The sequence below is a fragment of the Pseudobdellovibrionaceae bacterium genome, from assembly GCA_020635075.1.
GTDB lineage: Bacteria > Bdellovibrionota > Bdellovibrionia > Bdellovibrionales > UBA1609 > JADZEO01.
Map to the genome: position 1 here is coordinate 607,366 of JACKAM010000003.1, position 17,996 is coordinate 625,361.

15 protein-coding genes are annotated in these 17,996 nt (G+C 48.8%); 2 read left to right on the forward strand and 13 right to left on the reverse strand.

Annotation, left to right across the window (positions count from 1 at the left end):
- The first annotated feature begins 161 nt into the window (after positions 1-161).
- Positions 162-860, forward strand: a complete 699-nt coding sequence (locus tag H6624_17380; protein ID MCB9086116.1) for a DUF4339 domain-containing protein — start codon at positions 162-164, stop codon at positions 858-860.
- Here the strand turns inward: H6624_17380 and H6624_17385 are convergent.
- Entirely contained in the window at positions 844-1,881 is a 1,038-nt protein-coding gene (locus H6624_17385) for a hypothetical protein (GenBank protein MCB9086117.1), read from the reverse strand. The two genes, H6624_17380 and H6624_17385, sit on opposite strands and share 17 nt — an antisense overlap.
- The gene (locus tag H6624_17390) at positions 1,878-4,262 is read right to left on the reverse strand and encodes a GMC family oxidoreductase (GenBank protein MCB9086118.1); all 2,385 of its coding nucleotides are present in this window, start codon (positions 4,260-4,262) and stop codon (positions 1,878-1,880) included. The genes H6624_17385 and H6624_17390 overlap by 4 nt, the downstream gene beginning before the upstream one ends.
- Before the next feature lie 186 nt (positions 4,263-4,448).
- Between H6624_17390 and H6624_17395 the strand changes: the two genes are divergently transcribed.
- Complete coding sequence (locus H6624_17395; protein MCB9086119.1) at positions 4,449-5,606, forward strand: metallophosphoesterase; 1,158 nt, start codon at positions 4,449-4,451, stop codon at positions 5,604-5,606.
- Here H6624_17395 and H6624_17400 read toward each other — a convergent pair.
- From H6624_17400 to H6624_17450, 11 genes are all read right to left on the reverse strand, one after another.
- Entirely contained in the window at positions 5,603-6,199 is a 597-nt protein-coding gene (locus H6624_17400; protein MCB9086120.1) for a biopolymer transporter ExbD, read from the reverse strand. The two genes, H6624_17395 and H6624_17400, sit on opposite strands and share 4 nt — an antisense overlap.
- Entirely contained in the window at positions 6,199-6,672 is a 474-nt protein-coding gene (locus tag H6624_17405) for a biopolymer transporter ExbD (GenBank protein MCB9086121.1), read from the reverse strand. Before H6624_17405 ends, H6624_17400 begins: the two co-directional genes overlap by 1 nt.
- 20 nt (positions 6,673-6,692) lie before the next feature.
- Positions 6,693-7,289, reverse strand: coding sequence for a MotA/TolQ/ExbB proton channel family protein (locus H6624_17410; protein ID MCB9086122.1), 597 nt, complete (start codon positions 7,287-7,289; stop codon positions 6,693-6,695).
- Between the two features lie 98 nt (positions 7,290-7,387).
- Positions 7,388-9,463, reverse strand: a complete 2,076-nt coding sequence (locus H6624_17415; protein MCB9086123.1) for an AgmX/PglI C-terminal domain-containing protein — start codon at positions 9,461-9,463, stop codon at positions 7,388-7,390.
- Positions 9,460-9,747 carry a hypothetical protein gene (locus H6624_17420; protein ID MCB9086124.1) on the reverse strand — a complete coding sequence of 96 codons (288 nt, stop codon included), beginning with the start codon at positions 9,745-9,747 and terminating at the stop codon, positions 9,460-9,462. The genes H6624_17415 and H6624_17420 overlap by 4 nt, the downstream gene beginning before the upstream one ends.
- 15 nt (positions 9,748-9,762) lie before the next feature.
- The gene (locus H6624_17425; GenBank protein ID MCB9086125.1) at positions 9,763-10,623 is read right to left on the reverse strand and encodes a tetratricopeptide repeat protein; all 861 of its coding nucleotides are present in this window, start codon (positions 10,621-10,623) and stop codon (positions 9,763-9,765) included.
- Between the two features lies 1 nt (position 10,624).
- Complete coding sequence (locus tag H6624_17430) at positions 10,625-13,819, reverse strand: tetratricopeptide repeat protein (protein MCB9086126.1); 3,195 nt, start codon at positions 13,817-13,819, stop codon at positions 10,625-10,627.
- Entirely contained in the window at positions 13,794-15,344 is a 1,551-nt protein-coding gene (locus H6624_17435) for a hypothetical protein (protein MCB9086127.1), read from the reverse strand. The genes H6624_17430 and H6624_17435 overlap by 26 nt, the downstream gene beginning before the upstream one ends.
- Positions 15,345-15,415: 71 nt before the next feature.
- Entirely contained in the window at positions 15,416-16,294 is an 879-nt protein-coding gene (locus tag H6624_17440) for an outer membrane beta-barrel domain-containing protein (GenBank protein MCB9086128.1), read from the reverse strand.
- Between the two features lie 163 nt (positions 16,295-16,457).
- Positions 16,458-17,186 (reverse strand): outer membrane beta-barrel domain-containing protein, encoded by a 729-nt coding sequence (locus H6624_17445; GenBank protein MCB9086129.1) that lies wholly within the window; start codon positions 17,184-17,186, stop codon positions 16,458-16,460.
- A 117-nt stretch (positions 17,187-17,303) separates the two neighbouring features.
- Complete coding sequence (locus H6624_17450; GenBank protein ID MCB9086130.1) at positions 17,304-17,996, reverse strand: hypothetical protein; 693 nt, start codon at positions 17,994-17,996, stop codon at positions 17,304-17,306.

The window sequence follows — 17,996 nt, forward strand, 5'->3', positions numbered from 1 at the left end:
ATTTTACCATGGATTTGGCACGAAATTGGCACGAAACCGTCATCTATTCAAACATTCCCCCCTTTATTTTGATTTGAGACCGCGCGAGGCCTCAGGACCTCTCGCTAGTCCAGAAATTCCTTACTAAAGTTAGATACTTAGGTGGCCGATAAGAACTCGTTATGAGTAAATGGTTTTTAAATATCGATGAAGATGTTTCGGGACCTTTTTCCACCGAGGAAGTGAAGGCCAAAATGGCTCTCGGTCTACCCGAGACGTGTCTGATATGGGGGCGCGCCCAAGACGAATGGCGCTCTTTGGGCTGGTGGGAGCAGGAACTTCCCCGACTAATGGAGTCCCATCATCACGAGATTGAACACCGCAAATGGCATTACGCTCACGACGGACAGTCTCACGGCCCGATGAGCCGTGAAGATCTGATCGAAGCACTAGGAAAGCTATCCTCCTTCCAAGGCGTCATGCTTTGGAGTAAGGGCATGAAGGGCTGGGCGCCGGTCTATGAATTCCATGATGTGATGGATGAAATCGGCGTCAACCGTCGGGAGCATCCCCGAGCACGTATCAAGGGGACAGTAACCATCCACAAGGATGATCTGATTACCATTGCCCAACTCCATTCTGTGAGTCAGGGAGGCCTAGGCATTACAGGTCTCAGTGGTGTCATTGCTGGCCAGGAAATTCAAATGGAGATCAAGAGCCCCTCCCTATCGGAGTCAATCCGAGTTAAGGGCGAAGTTCGCTACCACACTGAAAGCGGATATACGGGCATTCAATTCAGTCAGATTTCCACCGAAACAAAGTCGGTTCTCATCGATTACATCAAACGCTCGGCGCTGACGACCATCAAAGAGGCCGCTTAACTTCACTTAGGGCTGGCGCGCCAGGTATTAGGGACTCCAGTTCAAACCAATCACTTGTAAGCACTCGTTCAATCTTCTGATCCGACCGGCGAATGAGTTTAAGCTCTCCCCGGGCGAACTTGGTGTTGTGAACGAGAGATTGTTTTTTCGAAGGGTGATCGTAGATCAGAGTCACCCACACAGAAGATGAGCCATCAATTGAGCACTCTAAATCATAAACATCTCCCACAAATCTCACTGCCCATGATTTCTGCTTCGCCTCATGAACCCGGTGCCGCCATGAGGATTGCACATGATTAAAATGATACCATTGCTCATCAATCCTTAGTGAGGCGCAGGAAAGAAAGGGAGACTTTATCAGCCCACCGGCTAAAGCGATTTTGGCCGAAAAACCATCAAAATAAGCTTCGGCGTCTACAAACTGATTGCAGTCCGCATAGACATATTTGTAGGCGTGCTCGGTTCCCCAATTGTGGCCGTTCATGCCGATAAAGGGCCCTTCCAAAATTCGATCCCCGATTTGTAGATCCCCCTTCATCACGATTCGTGTATCATTGGTAAGAATCTTTTTTTTAGGAAAACCCGCACGATAAAACCAGTCCTGAGAAAAGTGGTAGTAAATCTCCCCCTGGCTGTGAAGATCCAAACCCCATCTGGCCTCGCCAGCGTCCGAGACCATCTGCCCGCGCAACTTCCCAGGAGAAATTAAGAGGTGGCCACCATTTGCAAACTGAAACTGAAAGTTGGTCCAGCCGTCCCCCCACCGGGACTTCAACTCCAAAAAGTCCGCCAGGAGAATCATCTCCTCTTGCTTGGCAACTCTAGGCTGGCCACTGCCTGATTCAAAGAGTAGAAGGGTCGATTCAATCTTCACTTGAGGCTGCTTCTTATAGACCAAAAGGTTGTGTTTGAGCCAAAAAGCAGAACTCTTGTCGATATTGGTACCACGAAAGTAGAATGACTCATATAGGCCTTTGGCAATTGATGAAGCGTTTGTCATCACTTGGTCTGGCGCAATCACGATAGCCTCTCATGAATGATATCAGCAACACGGAGGGCATTGGCCATAATGGTAACCTGAGGGTTGACACCAAGAGGACCGGGAATCGCCGATCCATCTGCGACATGAAGATTCTTAGTCCCCCACACTTCACCACTGCTGTCGATCACCGAGTTCTTCGGACCAGAACCCATTCGACAAGTGCCAAGAGGATGATGAGCGGAAAGGGCATAGCGATAGGCGGGGAGGTTCCTGCCTATCAAACTGCGTAGCTCTTCTCGTGACGTCACCTTGTTGAATCCTGATACAGACGGATACACGGCCAGAGCACCGGCACGAAAGAAAATCTCTCCCAATGCGCCCAGTGATTCCCGAATAAGCCCTTTAGTCTTGTCATTGATCCAATATATGGGCGTTGCTCCAGATCCGTTAAACCTTAGATGCCCATTCACCTGGTCCGTCAGCATTGCAGAAAAATTGGTAAAATAATCGACTCGGTTCATGATTTCATTGAGCTCATTTCCAAAACATCCGAAGGCAAGGGGGATGACGTCCACAGGAAGGGTATAACCCTCCAGCACAAACCTCCCGTCGCCGTGGCCATGTACCGCCATTGACTGGGGCACAAACTGCGATTCGCGAACCCGGTAGTCAAACATAGCCCCGACTGTAAGGGCCGGATGTATGGTAAGGTTGCGCCCTAACTGTGGAAGGCCTTTGTGTAAACCACTCTTCCACAACAAATGGGGTGTCCCAAATGCGCCACAAGCCAACACCACCTTGCGGGCACGGACACGCAGTGTGAACTCCGGTCCGTAGTTGGGTAGATGAGCCACCAGCCCTTTGACTTCTCCCCGTTCGACGAGGAGGCGATGAACCCGGTAACGACTAAATAAGAAGGCATTCTCCTTGAGAGCTTCCTTCATGTAGGACACATCTGTACTCTGCTTGGCAGCGGTTGGACATCCGGAGGTGCAATAAGACTGTCCGTCACAACCCTTTTCTGCCCGCATGAGGGGGCCATATGTGATGCCCAACCCTGCCACACCCCGCTCCAAGACCTGACGAATCCCCCCCTGGTACTTTTGCGGAGTCGGAGTCGCGTTGAGCATTTCCTCCACTTCCGGAAAGTAACTCTCCAACTTTAGCTCATGCAGGCCCTCGGTCTCCTGCCAAGTCTTCAGCACTGACTTGGCGGGCCTCATTACTGTACCGCTGTTGATCGTGGTGGTTCCGCCAACACACTTTCCCGTCGGCAGCCAAATGGGGCCATTGCCTAAAACAAATGTGTTTCCCGCTCGACTGTAGAGACGACTAGCCATGGTGAGTCGCTCACCATTCAAATCAGGACGTTTGAAGTAGGCCCCCTCCTCGATCACCAAAACTGCATGCCCCTTTCGGGCCAACTGGTAAGCACAGGCAGCCCCGCCAGCACCACTGCCGACAATGGCCACGTCCACATCGATTTCGTCCTCACTCAGATTGCCCGTCGGACATTGGTGAAGTTGCACCCATGGTTCATCTTCGATCTGAGTTGGTGGCACGGGAATATGTTGTCCCTTGAGCTGACGGTACGCGCGTGTCCCGAACAAAGAACCAAATACCAGGTTGATCGCTGGCATGAGGGCAAGATGAGGGAGCCGACTTCTCATCAAAAACCGACTGAACTTTTCTCTGCTTTGTTCTCCCAAGTTACTGAGCCTGGTGAAAAACCTGAGAGCAATAACGAACTCCGTAATCGACAAAGTCATGGACAAAAGCAAGCGAATCCAAATCGGCGACTGGCCCAACAAATCCTGAACCTGCCGACGTGCTTGAGGCCGGTCCGGGAGCTCATCGTAGTTGCTTAGCAAGGCCCGACCCAGTGCCATGAGACGACCACTGAGATGTTCAGTGGAATCAAAAGATCCATTCCCTCGCCGCAGACGAACTCCAAAGGGAAAATGGTAAAGAGGCGGTAGATATCGCAACTCCCCACGGCCAATTTTTCTTCCCTGCCAGGTGATTTCAAGGGGCAGAGTGACCAAAGAAGCCCTGATCCGCGACCAACTGAAAACGTACTTGTACCTTTTAGCCCCAGACATGGAGAAGCTTCCCAAGGGACCACCCTCGCCCTGATAGTCATAGGCAACGCCTTGATGGGAGATCGTCATGGTTCCTCGAATGGGCACCTCTTCGTCCGCAAGAGGCCTCTCGGCTGACAAAGGAAACCCCAGGAATCTAGCCGTACCATTGAATCTAAATGGGAAGGGATAGATGAAGGAGTTACAGAAGGCCGAAATGACAAACTCAAATGGGTAGCGCACCCCCACTTCAGGTTGTCTCGGCCCATCAGCCGGGCTGGGGATCTCGTCGAGGAGGATCCACCCCGCCATTCTTTCCTGGATCGCAACTCCCGCCACGACTACCACTCCTCAAGTCTAAACCCCGGCCGACTACCGGCGATTATAAGGACTTTGAGCGGATCAACCAAGCACAAGGTAGGGTTTAGTTACAAAAGTGATCCGATCTCTTGTGCAGAGGGTAAACTGCCGCTAGTTTACGGATCTGATACCAATCGGGACCAACAGGGAATTAGGAATTCAATAATGATCGACACAGCCAGCGCCAGTGACACCCATTGTCCGCAGCCGGAGGAGACCTATTGCATTTTTGGCGATCTCCATCTTATCCCTGGCAAGCCCGAAGATCCGCGTTTAGCCCGATTTTTTGCGGAATTGGAACTTCGCCAACGACGAAACGAGCGCCTCCACCTGGTCTTTAACGGGGACACATTTGACTTTGCCATGGCCACCCAAAATGGCTTCTGCTCTAACGGTAGCCATGCCGTAGCGGCACTTGATCAAATTGAGGCTCAGTTTCCGCAGTTTTTCACAGCCCTTGGGCAGGTTCTCGAAAGTAAAGGCAAGGTGGTCTTTATTTCGGGTAACCATGACCTGGAACTTGGAATCCCTGATGTGCAAAGACGGATTCGATGTCTGATCGAATCCCAAACTTCTCGCCCAGTCGAAAATCACCAGGTAGTTTTCTCCAGTTGGTTTTACCACCCAGACCCTTCTCTCTATATTGAACATGGTCATCAGTATGATGCGGAAAACTCGGTTAGACACCCTTTGGCTTTGACGGCAAAAAATGGAGGCAAACAAGCCTACCCTGTGGGGACGGTTTTGACCTGGTATTTCGCTGCCCACTTTCAGGATCTTGAACTCATCCTTAATACCAACCGTCACTTTTGGTCCCAAGCCAAACAAATCCTTATTCGCTACAAACTCAAAGCCCCCTACGCCTATTGGCTGTTTGCAAAAGGAGCGCTTAGCTGCCTGGGTCAGATGGTCAAGGCCTCAATTTTTCCTCTTAAGGAGATGGACAGTCTGGAGGCAGCCTTTGCTCGCTGGTCCGGAGTTGATCCCAATTGGATAGGGCGAATCCGCGACCTCATGAAGAAGCCCACTCATCTGAGTCCAGCGAATGCTGCAAAGCGGGTTTATGATCTGCTTTTGACGACAAAGGACCTTCGGGGAGATTTGCTTATCAATGACTTAAAAAGGGCCGCCGATCGGGTTCGGGAAATTACCGGAGCCCAACTAGTCGTGTTCAGCCATTTGCATACAACTTGTGAAGGTGAAGGCTACGCCAATACAGGCTCATTCAGTTATCCAAGGGCAAACAACCAAGCAAGTTTTCTCGAGGTGGTTATTCGTGAAAACTTGCCCTATGTAAATCGACGCTTTATATCAGAGTTTTAGCTGCCTGGCTCTTTAATCTCGTCCGGAAGCTTGATCACGGCAAAATTGATTTCAGCAATTCCAGCCTCGGTCACAGTATACATGATCTTTTTCACAGTCAGAAAATCCACGCCCTTATCGGCCTGAATCGTGATCTTCATATATTGTGGGACCTCATCCTCTTCAGGAACCTCGGCACCTTTGGCATCGGTCATCGCCTTACGCACCCGGCTGCCTAAAGTCGCCTCTTCCTTTTTTCCTTCTTCAATCAAGGCCACGACACGCTCTTTGAGATCAGGAATGTCCCAGTCCTGCTGTTCCTTAACCGTCTGAAAATCAGCCACGACATCATTATTCACCATGATTCTTTCAGGTGAAATCACCACTACATTTGAAGGCTTAAGTTCTTTCACCGTATGGGCTTGAGGCAGTTTAACTTCCTTGGGAATAAAAATCACTTCACCGGTAGTCGCATAGTTCTGCAGAAGAAAAACGGTCAGGACCGTAAACATATCAACCATTGCGGTTAGGGAGAGAACCGCGACGGCATTTCTCTTTTTGGGCTTTTTCATTCTTCCGGATCGAGACCGGTGACCAGGAACATGGATAGGCATTACTTCACCCCTCCTGTGGCAACTGAGATCTCCGGAAATCCTGATGTTAGCAGAGCATCCATTCCCTTAATCAGGAACCCATACTCCAACTCATCAGACATGGTAATAACCGCATCGACCTTCTCAGGATAGAGTTCCTTAACTGTTTTTAGTTCTTCTACCAATTTTTGATAATCGTATTCGCCATTCACTTTTGGGATAGGTACTGACTTTTGCCCGACAACAACTCGGTAACCATCGTCTTTGACATCCAGTCGAAACGGGATCTCCGCGCGGGGAGGTGGTTTCGCCGGTTCCAGCTCTGACTTTTTGCCGTATATGGAGCTACCAATCTGAATCATGGAGACTTGAGACCAAACAGCCGTAATGAGCAAAAAGATAATACATACACTCATCAGGTCGATAAACGGTACAAGGTTTACGTCAACCGCTATCGCTCTGTCGTCATCTCCACCATCATCAATGTGGGCCATAGCCTATCCTATTCCAGTCCTCAGTATTTGATCTTGTCGCGATTCGACACAACCAAGTTCATGAGGTTCATGCTGCTTTCGAGCATATCGTTAATTGCCCGGCCGATTTTGATCTGAAAAAATCCAAAGGCCACAATCGCCGTAATTGCCACGAGAAGTCCGAATGCTGTACAGTTAAGAGCTTCGGAAATACCCGCCGACAATCGCGCTGCTTTGGTTGCAGCATCGGCCTCCGCCACACCGGCAAATGATGTAATCAGACCAACAATCGTTCCAAACAGACCAATCAGAACTGAGACGTTACCAAATACCGCCAGAAAGGATGTCCATCCCTCTAGTCGTGGTGTCTCCCTCAATACCGCCGCATCCATTGCCACCTGCACCTCTTCGTCAGGCCGCTTGTTCATTACTTGAACCAATCCTGACTTGAGTGTGTTGGTTAATGGTGTTGGGCGGCTGTCACAAAACGCAATTGCCTGTTTAATATCCCCTCGCAAAAGCATACTAAAGAGATTTTCGTTCAGGCTCGTTTTGTCGAGCGTCAGTTTCGAAAGGCTCATTGCCCTTTCGAGTATCAAAAAGACGGTTAGTATCCCCACTATGAGGATAAGATACATAACGGGTCCGCCCTCACAAAAGGCCCTCCCGATAAAGTTGCCGTAGTCAGCACAATGACTGACATAAACCGTTTGTTCCAAAGTGTCTCCCTCCCTAATTATTGTGATGTAAAGACAAACGGATAAGTCACCCGACCGATTTGATCAGGTGGCGGCTCCGGAAATCTCCACGTCTGCAATCGCTGCACTAAACATTTGGCCACTGATTTATTACCCAGAGTATCGCTCACCACCTGGGCATTCGTGACACGTCCTCGTTCTTCGATGTCCCACTGAATAACAAGCTTTCCATACAAGTCAGGCGTCCGTTGCAGGGCCATTTCATAGCAATTGCGAATAACCCGCTTGTTGGCAAGAATGACCCGTCGGATAGCTTCCCGGTCAATGGAGCCGACAAACTCAGCTTCCTGACCTCCAACCTGAACCTCGATTCTGCCTTTCTTACCCAAGCCTCCGGTTCCATAGCCAAAGGTTCCGCTACCTTTTCCCGAAGTTCCCACACCAGAAATTCCAACCGTGGCTGTGCCTTTTCCGCCAGCCCCCACATCTTTGATTTTAGACCCGAGGTTATCGCCAGCTCTCGATTCATCGTCTCCAGCAAATCCAGTGGCACTGTCAGCCATTCCCTGAAGCTCTCCTGATCCGGTATAGGCCTTGTCGAGTTTTTTCTGCGTTCCACGGGCGCCAAAAACTCCCAGAAGACCGGTCTTCGAAACATCCACTTTTTCGCTGGACGGACTTGCACCCTTTTTGCCCGTGTTGATGGCTCCACCTTGACGAGTGGATGTGAGGGTTTTCTTTTTCGATTTATTATTGTTGGGCCTGGCCTCGGCCGCCTTGCCTGAGTCTGCCTTTTTGGGTGCAGGAGACGCAGGAGCCTGAGGTTTCGCCTTCTTTTCAACTACTTTTACAATCTTCTTTTCTTTAACCGGCTCCACTTTTGGCTCAACCACCTTTTTCTCTTCGGGTGTTGGTCGCGGTGGTTTAAAGGTGACTACTGCCTTGCGCAGGGGCTCTTCCAGAAGGGCCTCATCATCCAGTTTTTTAGGCGCATAGACCATCATATAGAGACCAAAAATCAATGCCACCACTGTGGCCAAAATGACCCCAGTAACTTCTGAAGCACTCAAATCCAACAGAGGTGCGACAAGTGGTTTTGGTGCCTCTGGGACATACCGGACATAAATGTTTACCAAGTCATTGTGTAGCCCAATCCTCAACATCTCACCTTGGGCAAGGCCAATTTCATAGCCAACAGCATTCTTAACCAGGCGGTTACCGCGGGTCAGTTCGCCAAAGTTTTTCGTTCCGCCTTCGGAAATCAACTCTCCCGACATCTCACCTGTCACGCAAACAGTTGCCAGAGAATCAATGCGAATAAGCGTATGGGAAATAGTAGGTCCTAAAATCGGCAGAATAATTTCATTGTTGGGGCCCGAGCCCACTCGCACCATTCCTTTTTCATTAAAATGATGAGACGAAAGAATTCTCTCTTTCCAAGCGACAATAACCTCAATAACAGTACCCTTGCCTGGCCGCAGAATTTCATTGAGGTTCTTAAACTCACTAGGAGGGGCAAAGGTCCCCTTCGCATTCGCTGTAATCACTGTTGTTGGTGAAGGACCCGGCGTTACGGGCGGAATATCTGCACCCGACGTATCATCATCCTCTTCAGGGAGTGGAATGACATCGGGGATTTTTGCAGTAATCGAGTCCTCAATCACCGCACCAGTCGCGGTCAAAGAGTCCTCAATCTGTTTTCCGGCTTCCGTCACTTCCTCTTTGGGCTCTGTCGAAGGAGGCGCAGCTACCGGTGGTGGTGCGGCCGGCTGTGTCGCTGGCTTTTTTTCTTCTTTAGGTGGCGCCAGTGGTTTTGGCACACCAACGAAAAATTCAATTTTAAATGGTCCAATGTCCAAGACATCACCGGACTCCATCTTCTCATCAAGTATCCGCTCGCCACCGCGTTTGGTTCCCGTGGTAGAACCCAAATCAGACACATAAAATCCAGCGTCTCTTTCTTCTATCACCGCATGAAGAGGTGATACATCCTCATCAGTCAACTGAACCTGAACACCTTCATTGCTGCCGATAACTATCTGGGAAACGTCGAACTGTTTGACACCCTCAAGCTGACTTCCCCTATATATGCGAATTACTACTGGTAGTTTCAATCGCTACTCCCACCTCTCGGCAAGTCTTCTGCCGTTCTTCGCATTTCGGGTAAAAAGTTCTCACGCAGCTTGATCAGCCGCTTGAAATTGAATTGCTTTTTCTGAAGAAGATAAAAGAGCTCAGGCTTTTTGACTTCACCTTCAATCAGTTCATCTTCGAAATTAATTGATGTTCGGCGTTTTTCTTTATCGGCATCCTCTTTAGCATAAGAGGAATTCATGGGAGCCATAATCATGACCATCGCCATGAGAGCGAACAAGAATCTTGATGTACACCCCTTCACTGCTAACCCCGCTGCTTACTCCAAGGACTTTGCCTTCTTCTCCAGCTCTTCAGCTTGTCGAATAGCTTTGGGGCTCTCAGCGATAAACTTGATCTTACTGATCACCTTCAAAGCTTCATCCTTGGCTTTTAATCGCTCTACCAAAAGTATAGCATAATTTAGCAAAACAGTAATATTCCTTGAGTTGCCTCTCAGGATTTCTTCATAAATGTCACGAGCCTTGTCTGCCTGTTTTTGGGCACTTAGGGCGACTGCCAAATTGTTAGCCACGCCCACAGATTCAGCTTTGCCTTCGCGCAGGGAGCCTTTGACTACTTTATAGCCACTCTGAAGAGGCTCCAGCGCACGATTGAAATCGCGATACTCCAAATATATAGATGCCAGATTTGTTGCACCGATCACGTAATCCGGGTCGACCTCTACGCTCTTCTTAAATGAACGGATCGCCGCGCGCTGATCACCTTCACTTAAGTAGATCACACCAAGATTATTGTGTAACGCTGCCTGATTGGGATGAGCGTTAAGAGCCCGGTTTAAGATGATTTTTGCCAAACCAAATTTTTTATCATTGAAATAGAAGACCGCCAAAGTATTGAGTGCCAAGAGGTTATTTTGATCACGACCTAGGATTTTTGCGGCTGCAGTTACAAGCCTTGGCTCCAAGCCCTTCTGCTTGGCATCGCGCAAATCTCGAATATCGTCTTTTGTGACCTCGACTTGTGGCTTGATGTCTTCTGGAGAGTCCCCGTCATCATTGGACGAACCTACGTCATCTATCTCGTCCATGTCGTCAAACTGCATGGCATATGACGGATTGCCACCCAACCACAGACTTGCCAACAAAAAGAAAAGTAGAATTTTAACAATAGTCTTCATCCTACATCCCCAAGTCGTCAGGCAGAGTGGTTAAAATCGCTTCTTCGCCATAGTCAGAGAACTGTTCCTTATCCAAGTTGCCGGCCTCAATTGCAGCAATCTTGAGCCATTGATTATAGGCCTCTAGGCGATAGCCTTTTTCGATCGCGGACTGGTAACTCTTAATGGCCTCTCCCTGAAAGGGTTTGGCCACTTCATCAATACCCTTCATATACTGATCCATTTGCTCCTTATTGAGTCCCTTCGGACGCGGAGCCTTGTAAAGGGCCGCACTCATGTGCTGATTAGCCTGACCCATCAAAGTAAGAGCCGCCACCACCATAGGGCCGTCGTCGTACTGAATGACCGGCTTCAAGCGCTCTTTAAGGCGATTGATCAAATCTAGCTTCTTTTGTACAGCAGCTGCCTGCTGCTTAGGATTACCTGGGATACGAACAGCTTTGAGTTCTTCATAGGTATCATAAACAAGCTTGAACTGAGCCTCCGCAGCGAATGCTACACCAACATTCTTTCCGGACTTGGCCAGACTCTTTTGCACACCAATGGTCTTTTTATAGAAATCCTCAGCGGCCTTTTTTCGATTTTGGCTTTCCTCGATCTTGCCAACCGTGAAAAGAGCCTCCACCAAGGCAGCACCATTTGACGGCTGTAGATCGATATACTGCTTGTAGTAGCTCTTGGCTCGAGACTTGTTGCCACGTTTTTCCCAAACCTTAGCCATCAAAAAGACAACCTCGGCTCGATCCTTTTTGCGATTGAGATCGAAGGATTTCTGATAATTTGCCAAGGCTGAATTGAAGAAATTCATTCCGTCTCGAATCACGCCAGCATTGAAGTAGAACTTCGCGGCCAGGTCGCGATCCGACTTCGCATTTTCGTTGGCATAGCGCTCAAAGAAATCGGCTGCTGCCTTGTACTGTCCCGTTTTCTCATACAAAATGGCGATAAATTTCAATGACTTCTTCTTGAGATCCTCATGACCCGTTCCACCGCCGCTCTTAAGTACTGCCGTGTACATGGCAATTGCCTTAAACAAGTCACCTGCCCGCTCAAAGTTAACCGCCGAGTTAAAACGGGCAGAGACTGCGAGTTTGGCGCCTGGATTTTTGGAGGCAAAATCTTCAAACTGCTTGGCACTAGTCAGGTAGTCTTTGCCGGTTTCGGAATTCTGAGCTCTCTTAAATGAGGCCTTTTCAAGAATCTTGCGGACCTCCCCACCAACTTTGGAGTTGGCCAATTGAGGAATCGCCAAGATCTCTTGTCCAGCCTTCTCCAGACCCTCGTAGTCCTTTTTAATATTATAGATATCTAAAGTGAGATTGGCAGAGTAGTCAGCATACTTGGTACTGGGAAATTGCTGCATAATTTCTCTAAAGGCCACCAGAGCCTTATCAAATTGATTATAGTAATAGTATAGTGAGGCCAGCCGATATTTGATTGCCACGGTATCTTCGTTTTTCGGAAATGCCGTCAGGAAGCGCAACACCACCTTTTCAAACTTTTTAATAGTAGTGTCAAACTCCACGGGCTCTGTGGTGTCTCCCACAATCTTTTTGATTTCATCCGCCGTAGGAAGCTTCTTTTCTAGAGAAAGAATGGCATTGAGAACTGACTTATCAAAGTAGGCACTCTTCGGTGAATTCTCTGCAACCCACAAATAGTGGTCTGCAGCGCGCTCAAAATCCTGCATATCAAACAGAAGTTCGGCGAAGAAGAAATGCATTTCATCCAACTTAGGGGAGACCTTAAATGTCCGAAAGTACAACTCATACCCGCTCTTAGCCAAGCTCTGGGCATTGGGAGCACGGGAATTTTGCGCCGTCTGATGCTGCTGAAGAATGTAGTTCCGCAGAGTGGTCTCAATCAGCTGAGTCGCCTTACCGATCAGATCGCGTTTCTTTTCATTCGCCCTCTGCCAAACACTATCGGGTCCATAGCCCTGAATCCAGTCATAAAGCTCCTTGCGGAAAACCTTGGACTCACCCGTCGCCGCATACATCGTGACAATCTGATATTGATAGTCATAGGCCTTCGGAGCGCTGGGACGATCTGCGATCAAATCATGAAAAACGTAAGAGGCACCTTTACGGTTACCTGTATCTGCATAGTAGTAAGCCAGCTTCTCCTGGAGGGTGTAGACGTTTTTAGAACCGGCCACCTTGTCAAAATAGCCTTTGGCTGCCTTGTAACTTCCCACTTCAGCATAAAAAATGACCAAGTCTTTGAGGGCCTCCGTTGCCAGACGGATACGACTCACTCCACCCGCTGTTCGCTGATCGCTGCCCTTAGCTACACGGCCAGCACGGATCACCCGCTCAAGTGAACGAAGGGCATCTTTGGTTTTTCCTGTTTTGTATTCACACCATGCTGACTTGTACAATGCAAAGGAGTACAGCCGGGCACGGCGGTTGCGGGCCACTCGTTTGTAATAGCCAAGAGCATCGGCCCAGCGCTCATTTTCGAAATGAAATTCACCAAGGGCAAAATTCGATTCATCTACGTAAGAACTCTTGGGAAATTCCTTGGTTAACCTCTCGTAGTAGGACATCCCCTTCTTTTCATCATTGAGCTCAAAATAGTTGTAGCCAAGAAAGAATAGAGCCTGGTCCACCTTGTCGTCCTTGGGGAAGTCCCGAAGAAACCATTCGTAAAGTTGGACAGCCTTTTTGTTGTACTCCTGAGCAGGACGCAGGTCGAGGCGCGCCCTCATGCCCTTTCCTGACTCGCGGGATTCGCGAAGTTTTTTATCGAATTCCTGTTGGAGGCGGTATTCAATGAGTCGGGATTTCTCCACATACATCTCTGCCAGTCGCAGCCACAACTCTCCGCGCTTTTTGCTCTTTTTAAAACGTCTCGTTAGATCATAGAGTTGTTTGATACCCTCATCGGTCACCTTCTCCAGGGCCGCTTCATCTGATCCCTCTTCGTAGTACAGCGTCGATGACGAAGGAGGCTTAACCTCACGGAGGTTTACCTGTTTTCTAGATTCCACTTTATTAAATTTAGGAAGAGAGGCACTGCCCTTTTGGATCTTTAGGCGGTTCTTTTCAATCTTTTTCAGGACATCACCGACAGTCTTTTCCGCTTTTTTGGCCTGGCCATAGACAGACGTGGAAAGCAGGGTTGAACCAGTCCCAAGAGTAAGGCAGAGAATTGAGAACAGAGTTCTCCTAATTACAGCTTTGAGTTCCAACATAGTGGTAGTTACCTAGCTCATCCATCCAGTACTCGCCTTTAAATGGCCAGTATTCATATCCATTTTGAATATAGTAGTCCCTCTGAGTGTCCTGGTCGATCTGCTCCTCTGGCAGATCTTTGCCGGCAATTTTCTTTTTAAGAGATTCTTTTTTGCCGTTGATCATCTCGTAGCGGATAAATCCCTCTTGTTCGAAGAGGTCAAAAAGGTCCTCTCTGACTGTATCCAGGTGGGCCCTGACCTGGAGTCCCGCCCGCTTCCTCGCCTTCAACAGACGCTTTTGGATTACTCGCTTGGCATAGCGTCCGATGGCTGAATTTCTCCATGACGAATCCATGTTATCGATGGTTTTCTTTTCCTCTAGAAGCTTGACGATGTAGCTGTAGGATCTCTGGAAATCACCTTCTTTTGACACCTTACGAATAACGACAAACGGAATCTTGAATTGAGTGCGATCCAGTTGGTCACCCTTATCCCGGAATTCCTTCATCGCCCTGATCACCTCAGCAAAATAGTCATCTGCCGAACGAACTTTGAGGAATGACACCACATCCTTGTACACTGGCTTATAGATCTTATTGAAAAGGTTAAGGACCTTCTCCATTTCTTCGTATTTACAAATATAAAGATAGACAATTGAACGTAAGAGCAAAGATTCAGGCAGGTAACGGTCCTCGTAAAACCCTGAATGAAGCGAGTGGAAATTACTCAGCGCTGAACGGAACCGACCCGAGCGAAGCATCGCCCAACTGGACTCAAAAAAGGTGTCATGCCAGGCATCGGTATCCCGCGGAACCTGACGGTACATTTCAATGGCCTCTTCCCATTTTTTGGCCTGGTAGAGAATTCGCGCCTGACCAATCACTCCCGATACGCGAGCCACATCGGTCACTCCAAACTCTTCGCGAGCCTGGACAAGGTCTTCAAAGCCTTCATAAGCCTTTTTGACTTGCTTAGATTCGGCATAGGCCATTGCTTCAAGGTACTTTGCCTTGGGAAACAAGGGGCTTGTCCGCTGGACGCGTCGGAAGCTTTGGGCGGCAGCCCCAAACTGTTGGTTTCTCAACTGAAACTCACCAATTCGGAAGAAAAGCATATCGCGATGAACCCGCGGGAAGTCATCCACCTTAACACGTGAAATGGCGTAGTTTAGCAGCGTGTCGTCCCCAAGGGAGTCCGCAGCCAGCGACAGCTTTTCCAGAGCCTGCCTGAGATATTTGTTATTTCCATCCTTTACCACACTGATAAACTGGAATGCCGCCACCTGGGGCATTTTCATTTGATAGAGCATGAGGCCCAAAAGATACTTAAGCTGCATTTTGCGGTCTCTGAACCGTGGGCTGTGACTGAGCTGGAAGAGCTTGACACTGGCCTGCTGAAACTGGCCCCGCTTCACCATCTGCAGTGCCTGAACCAACTCTGAACGGCTGCTTCCCCGATTGACTCGCCTCCTTCGTTTGCGCTTGGACTTAGCTGGGGACTTCTGAGCGACGGTCAGCGTTTGCCCTTGATTCAGATTAGCCAAAACTCCTTCCTCTGCATGCACTCCAAGCGGCAGAAGACAAGCTATACTGATTATCCAGAGTGTTGCCCTTCTCATCTGTAGGTTGCCTCCGGAAAGAAAAAACTCACACCTAACGAAAGATACAGATCATCCTGGTTGGTGGTGGTTTCCCTTTCGGTTCCACTTTTGACGACTTTAGTCTTAGCCTGGTAGAGGTTCCAACTTAGGTCCCAACGGACGGCCATTTTTTTGGACAGAGCAAAGGCCTGCCCAGTTGCTAAATGGACCGTTGGCTCATTTCCACCCTGATCTGTTTTGGTTAGTCCAATACCTGCAGAGAAGTAGAAGTCAAAGGGTACAATCCTTTTGTTCATAAAGGTCATTTTTCCGTACATCGGCGTCCACTTGAAGTCGGCTCCGATATAACCCTCTGGCGTCACCAGGCTTTCGGTCTTCACATTTCGCTTGGTTCTTAAGTTGTCCGTTACAGCCCGTTCGTTGGACGACAAAAAGAAGTACACAGCTTCAACACCATACTTCTCTTCAAAATAGTACCCACCACGAAGGGCAGCTCCCAAATTGGTGAAGAATGGATTGTTGATCGTACCCATCAGACTGCCCGCAAATTCCCAACGTTTGGTTTTTGGGAGAAATCGTCTCTGTATGACCGCAATGTCGCTAAAGGGTGCCAAAGTTGACAGCTCGGAAAGAGTGGATGGATCCTTTTTGGGCACCTCCTTTTCCTTCTTCTTAACCTGCTTCTCTTTTTCACGTTTGGTGTTCTCGTCGGCATCAAATTTGTCGTAGAGGTCTTCCACCTCTGCGTCTGCCTTGTCCTGCTCAGGAGAGGCATCTCCCTGAAGGACGGTTGATGTTTCTGACGGATCTTCTTCGAACTGCGCCCAGGCAGAATGCACCGATGGCAGTGTCCACAGCGAGAAAGTTGCAACTAGAAGCACTTGTTTGAGCACTACTATCCCCAAGATGATGACTCTCAATTTAAAACGATAGCAGCAAACTTACGCAAAATTGAGTACTTATAAATGAAATGCCAACTTCAAATCCGAAGTCTAGGACAGTGAAACAATAACTTAGGCAGCAGAAATATGATTTCCTGGACTAAAAACTCTGGCCTTAGAGCAGGTAAACAAGGCCAAAGGTGAGCATGGAGTGAAAGAAATTTGACTCACCAAAGTCCGATGCAGGAAAAACTGGATCAGTTGGAAGCAAGCGCTTGGTAGTTGGGTCAGGTCCACGATAGACGAGCATGCGTAAATCAATACGAAGGGCTAGGTTTGGTGTGAAGTAAAAATTTTCCCCCAAACCCATGTTTAAGGCCATGACGTTGTCGTCGCCAATGGCAATGGTTCCAATGCCGGCAAGACCAAACAAGGAAAGGTTCATAACCCACTGCTTAGAGAGACTGATCTTTCCGTAGTAGGCCGTGTACTGGTAGTTGGCCATCAACATATATTTGGGACTTGGAGCGCGACTGGCATCGAAGAAGTCCCCGTCCAAGCCCTCACCGTTTTTCAATTGCTCGCCATAGCTGGAAAGACCACTCATCCAAAATGCGGCTGCCGCATTGAAACCGTGAATTTCGTCAAAGTGGTAAGTCAAAGAACCATGGAAGTTGAGCGGGTTATAAAAGGCGTCCATTAAGTTGAAGCCAACACCGCCGCCCACTTCAAATCGCTTGGCCTTTACAACATTGCGATTCTTCACATTTTCAACTTTGTCAAAAACCGGTAAAACCGACTCGCTGGCCAGCTCTTCAGTGGGAAATTCTATTGTCTCGGCGTAACCATTGAATGATAAGACAATGGCGGCGGCAACTACGAGTCCTTGTGAAGCCCATCTCATGTGCAATAACTCTCTGTTTTTACAATTGGCTCGTTAACGACATTGATAATAAATGGGTTCACTGAAGATGGCGAGAGAAGTTTACTGTATGGCCAGCCCTAGGTCTACTGAATGAGGCTATTCGTCCAGCCGTAAACTTCGCCCGTCTTTTGTTTTTCGCCAGATCTGGGATTCGTATCCGGAATTATCATAGAGCGTGTAAATCATTTCCCCGTTGCCTAACTCATCTTTTTTGGAATAAAGAATCCCTTCGGCAGACCAACTCACTGAGGAACTTGTACCGTCCTTGCGGCGGTGATACACCCCTTCCAGACGACCATCGTCGCGAAAAGTTCTGACGACTTCCTCACCCGAAGATTTTTGCCACTTCTCCCCCATCAAAGATCCGCTGGCATCAAAGGAACGTGAAATCGTATCTCCGGACGCAGTTTCTTCGATAGTCGAGCGAAATCCCAGGTCGTTGGTCTGGTCATATGTGACACGGCCATTGGGTATGGACTCCCGTCCAAAGGTCTCCAATTGACCAAGAGTCGTGCGCAAATATTCGCGGATCTTGCCGGTATCGTTGAGGGCTGACGGCAGCCCTTTGGACATCTCTTGCTTTGGTTTTTCCTTGAGGGCCGGAGGAACCGCTGGCTTTTGCGCCGCCTCGCCCTTGGTCCCTCCCCCCGGCTTGATGGTCTCAATAATTCGCGATAATTCTGGCAGAGCCGGATTGGCTTTAATTACGATGGAATTTGAATGACTCCACCATCTGGCGGTCCAGATAAAGACAAATAGTATTCCCAGAGACACGACTATTCGCTGCAT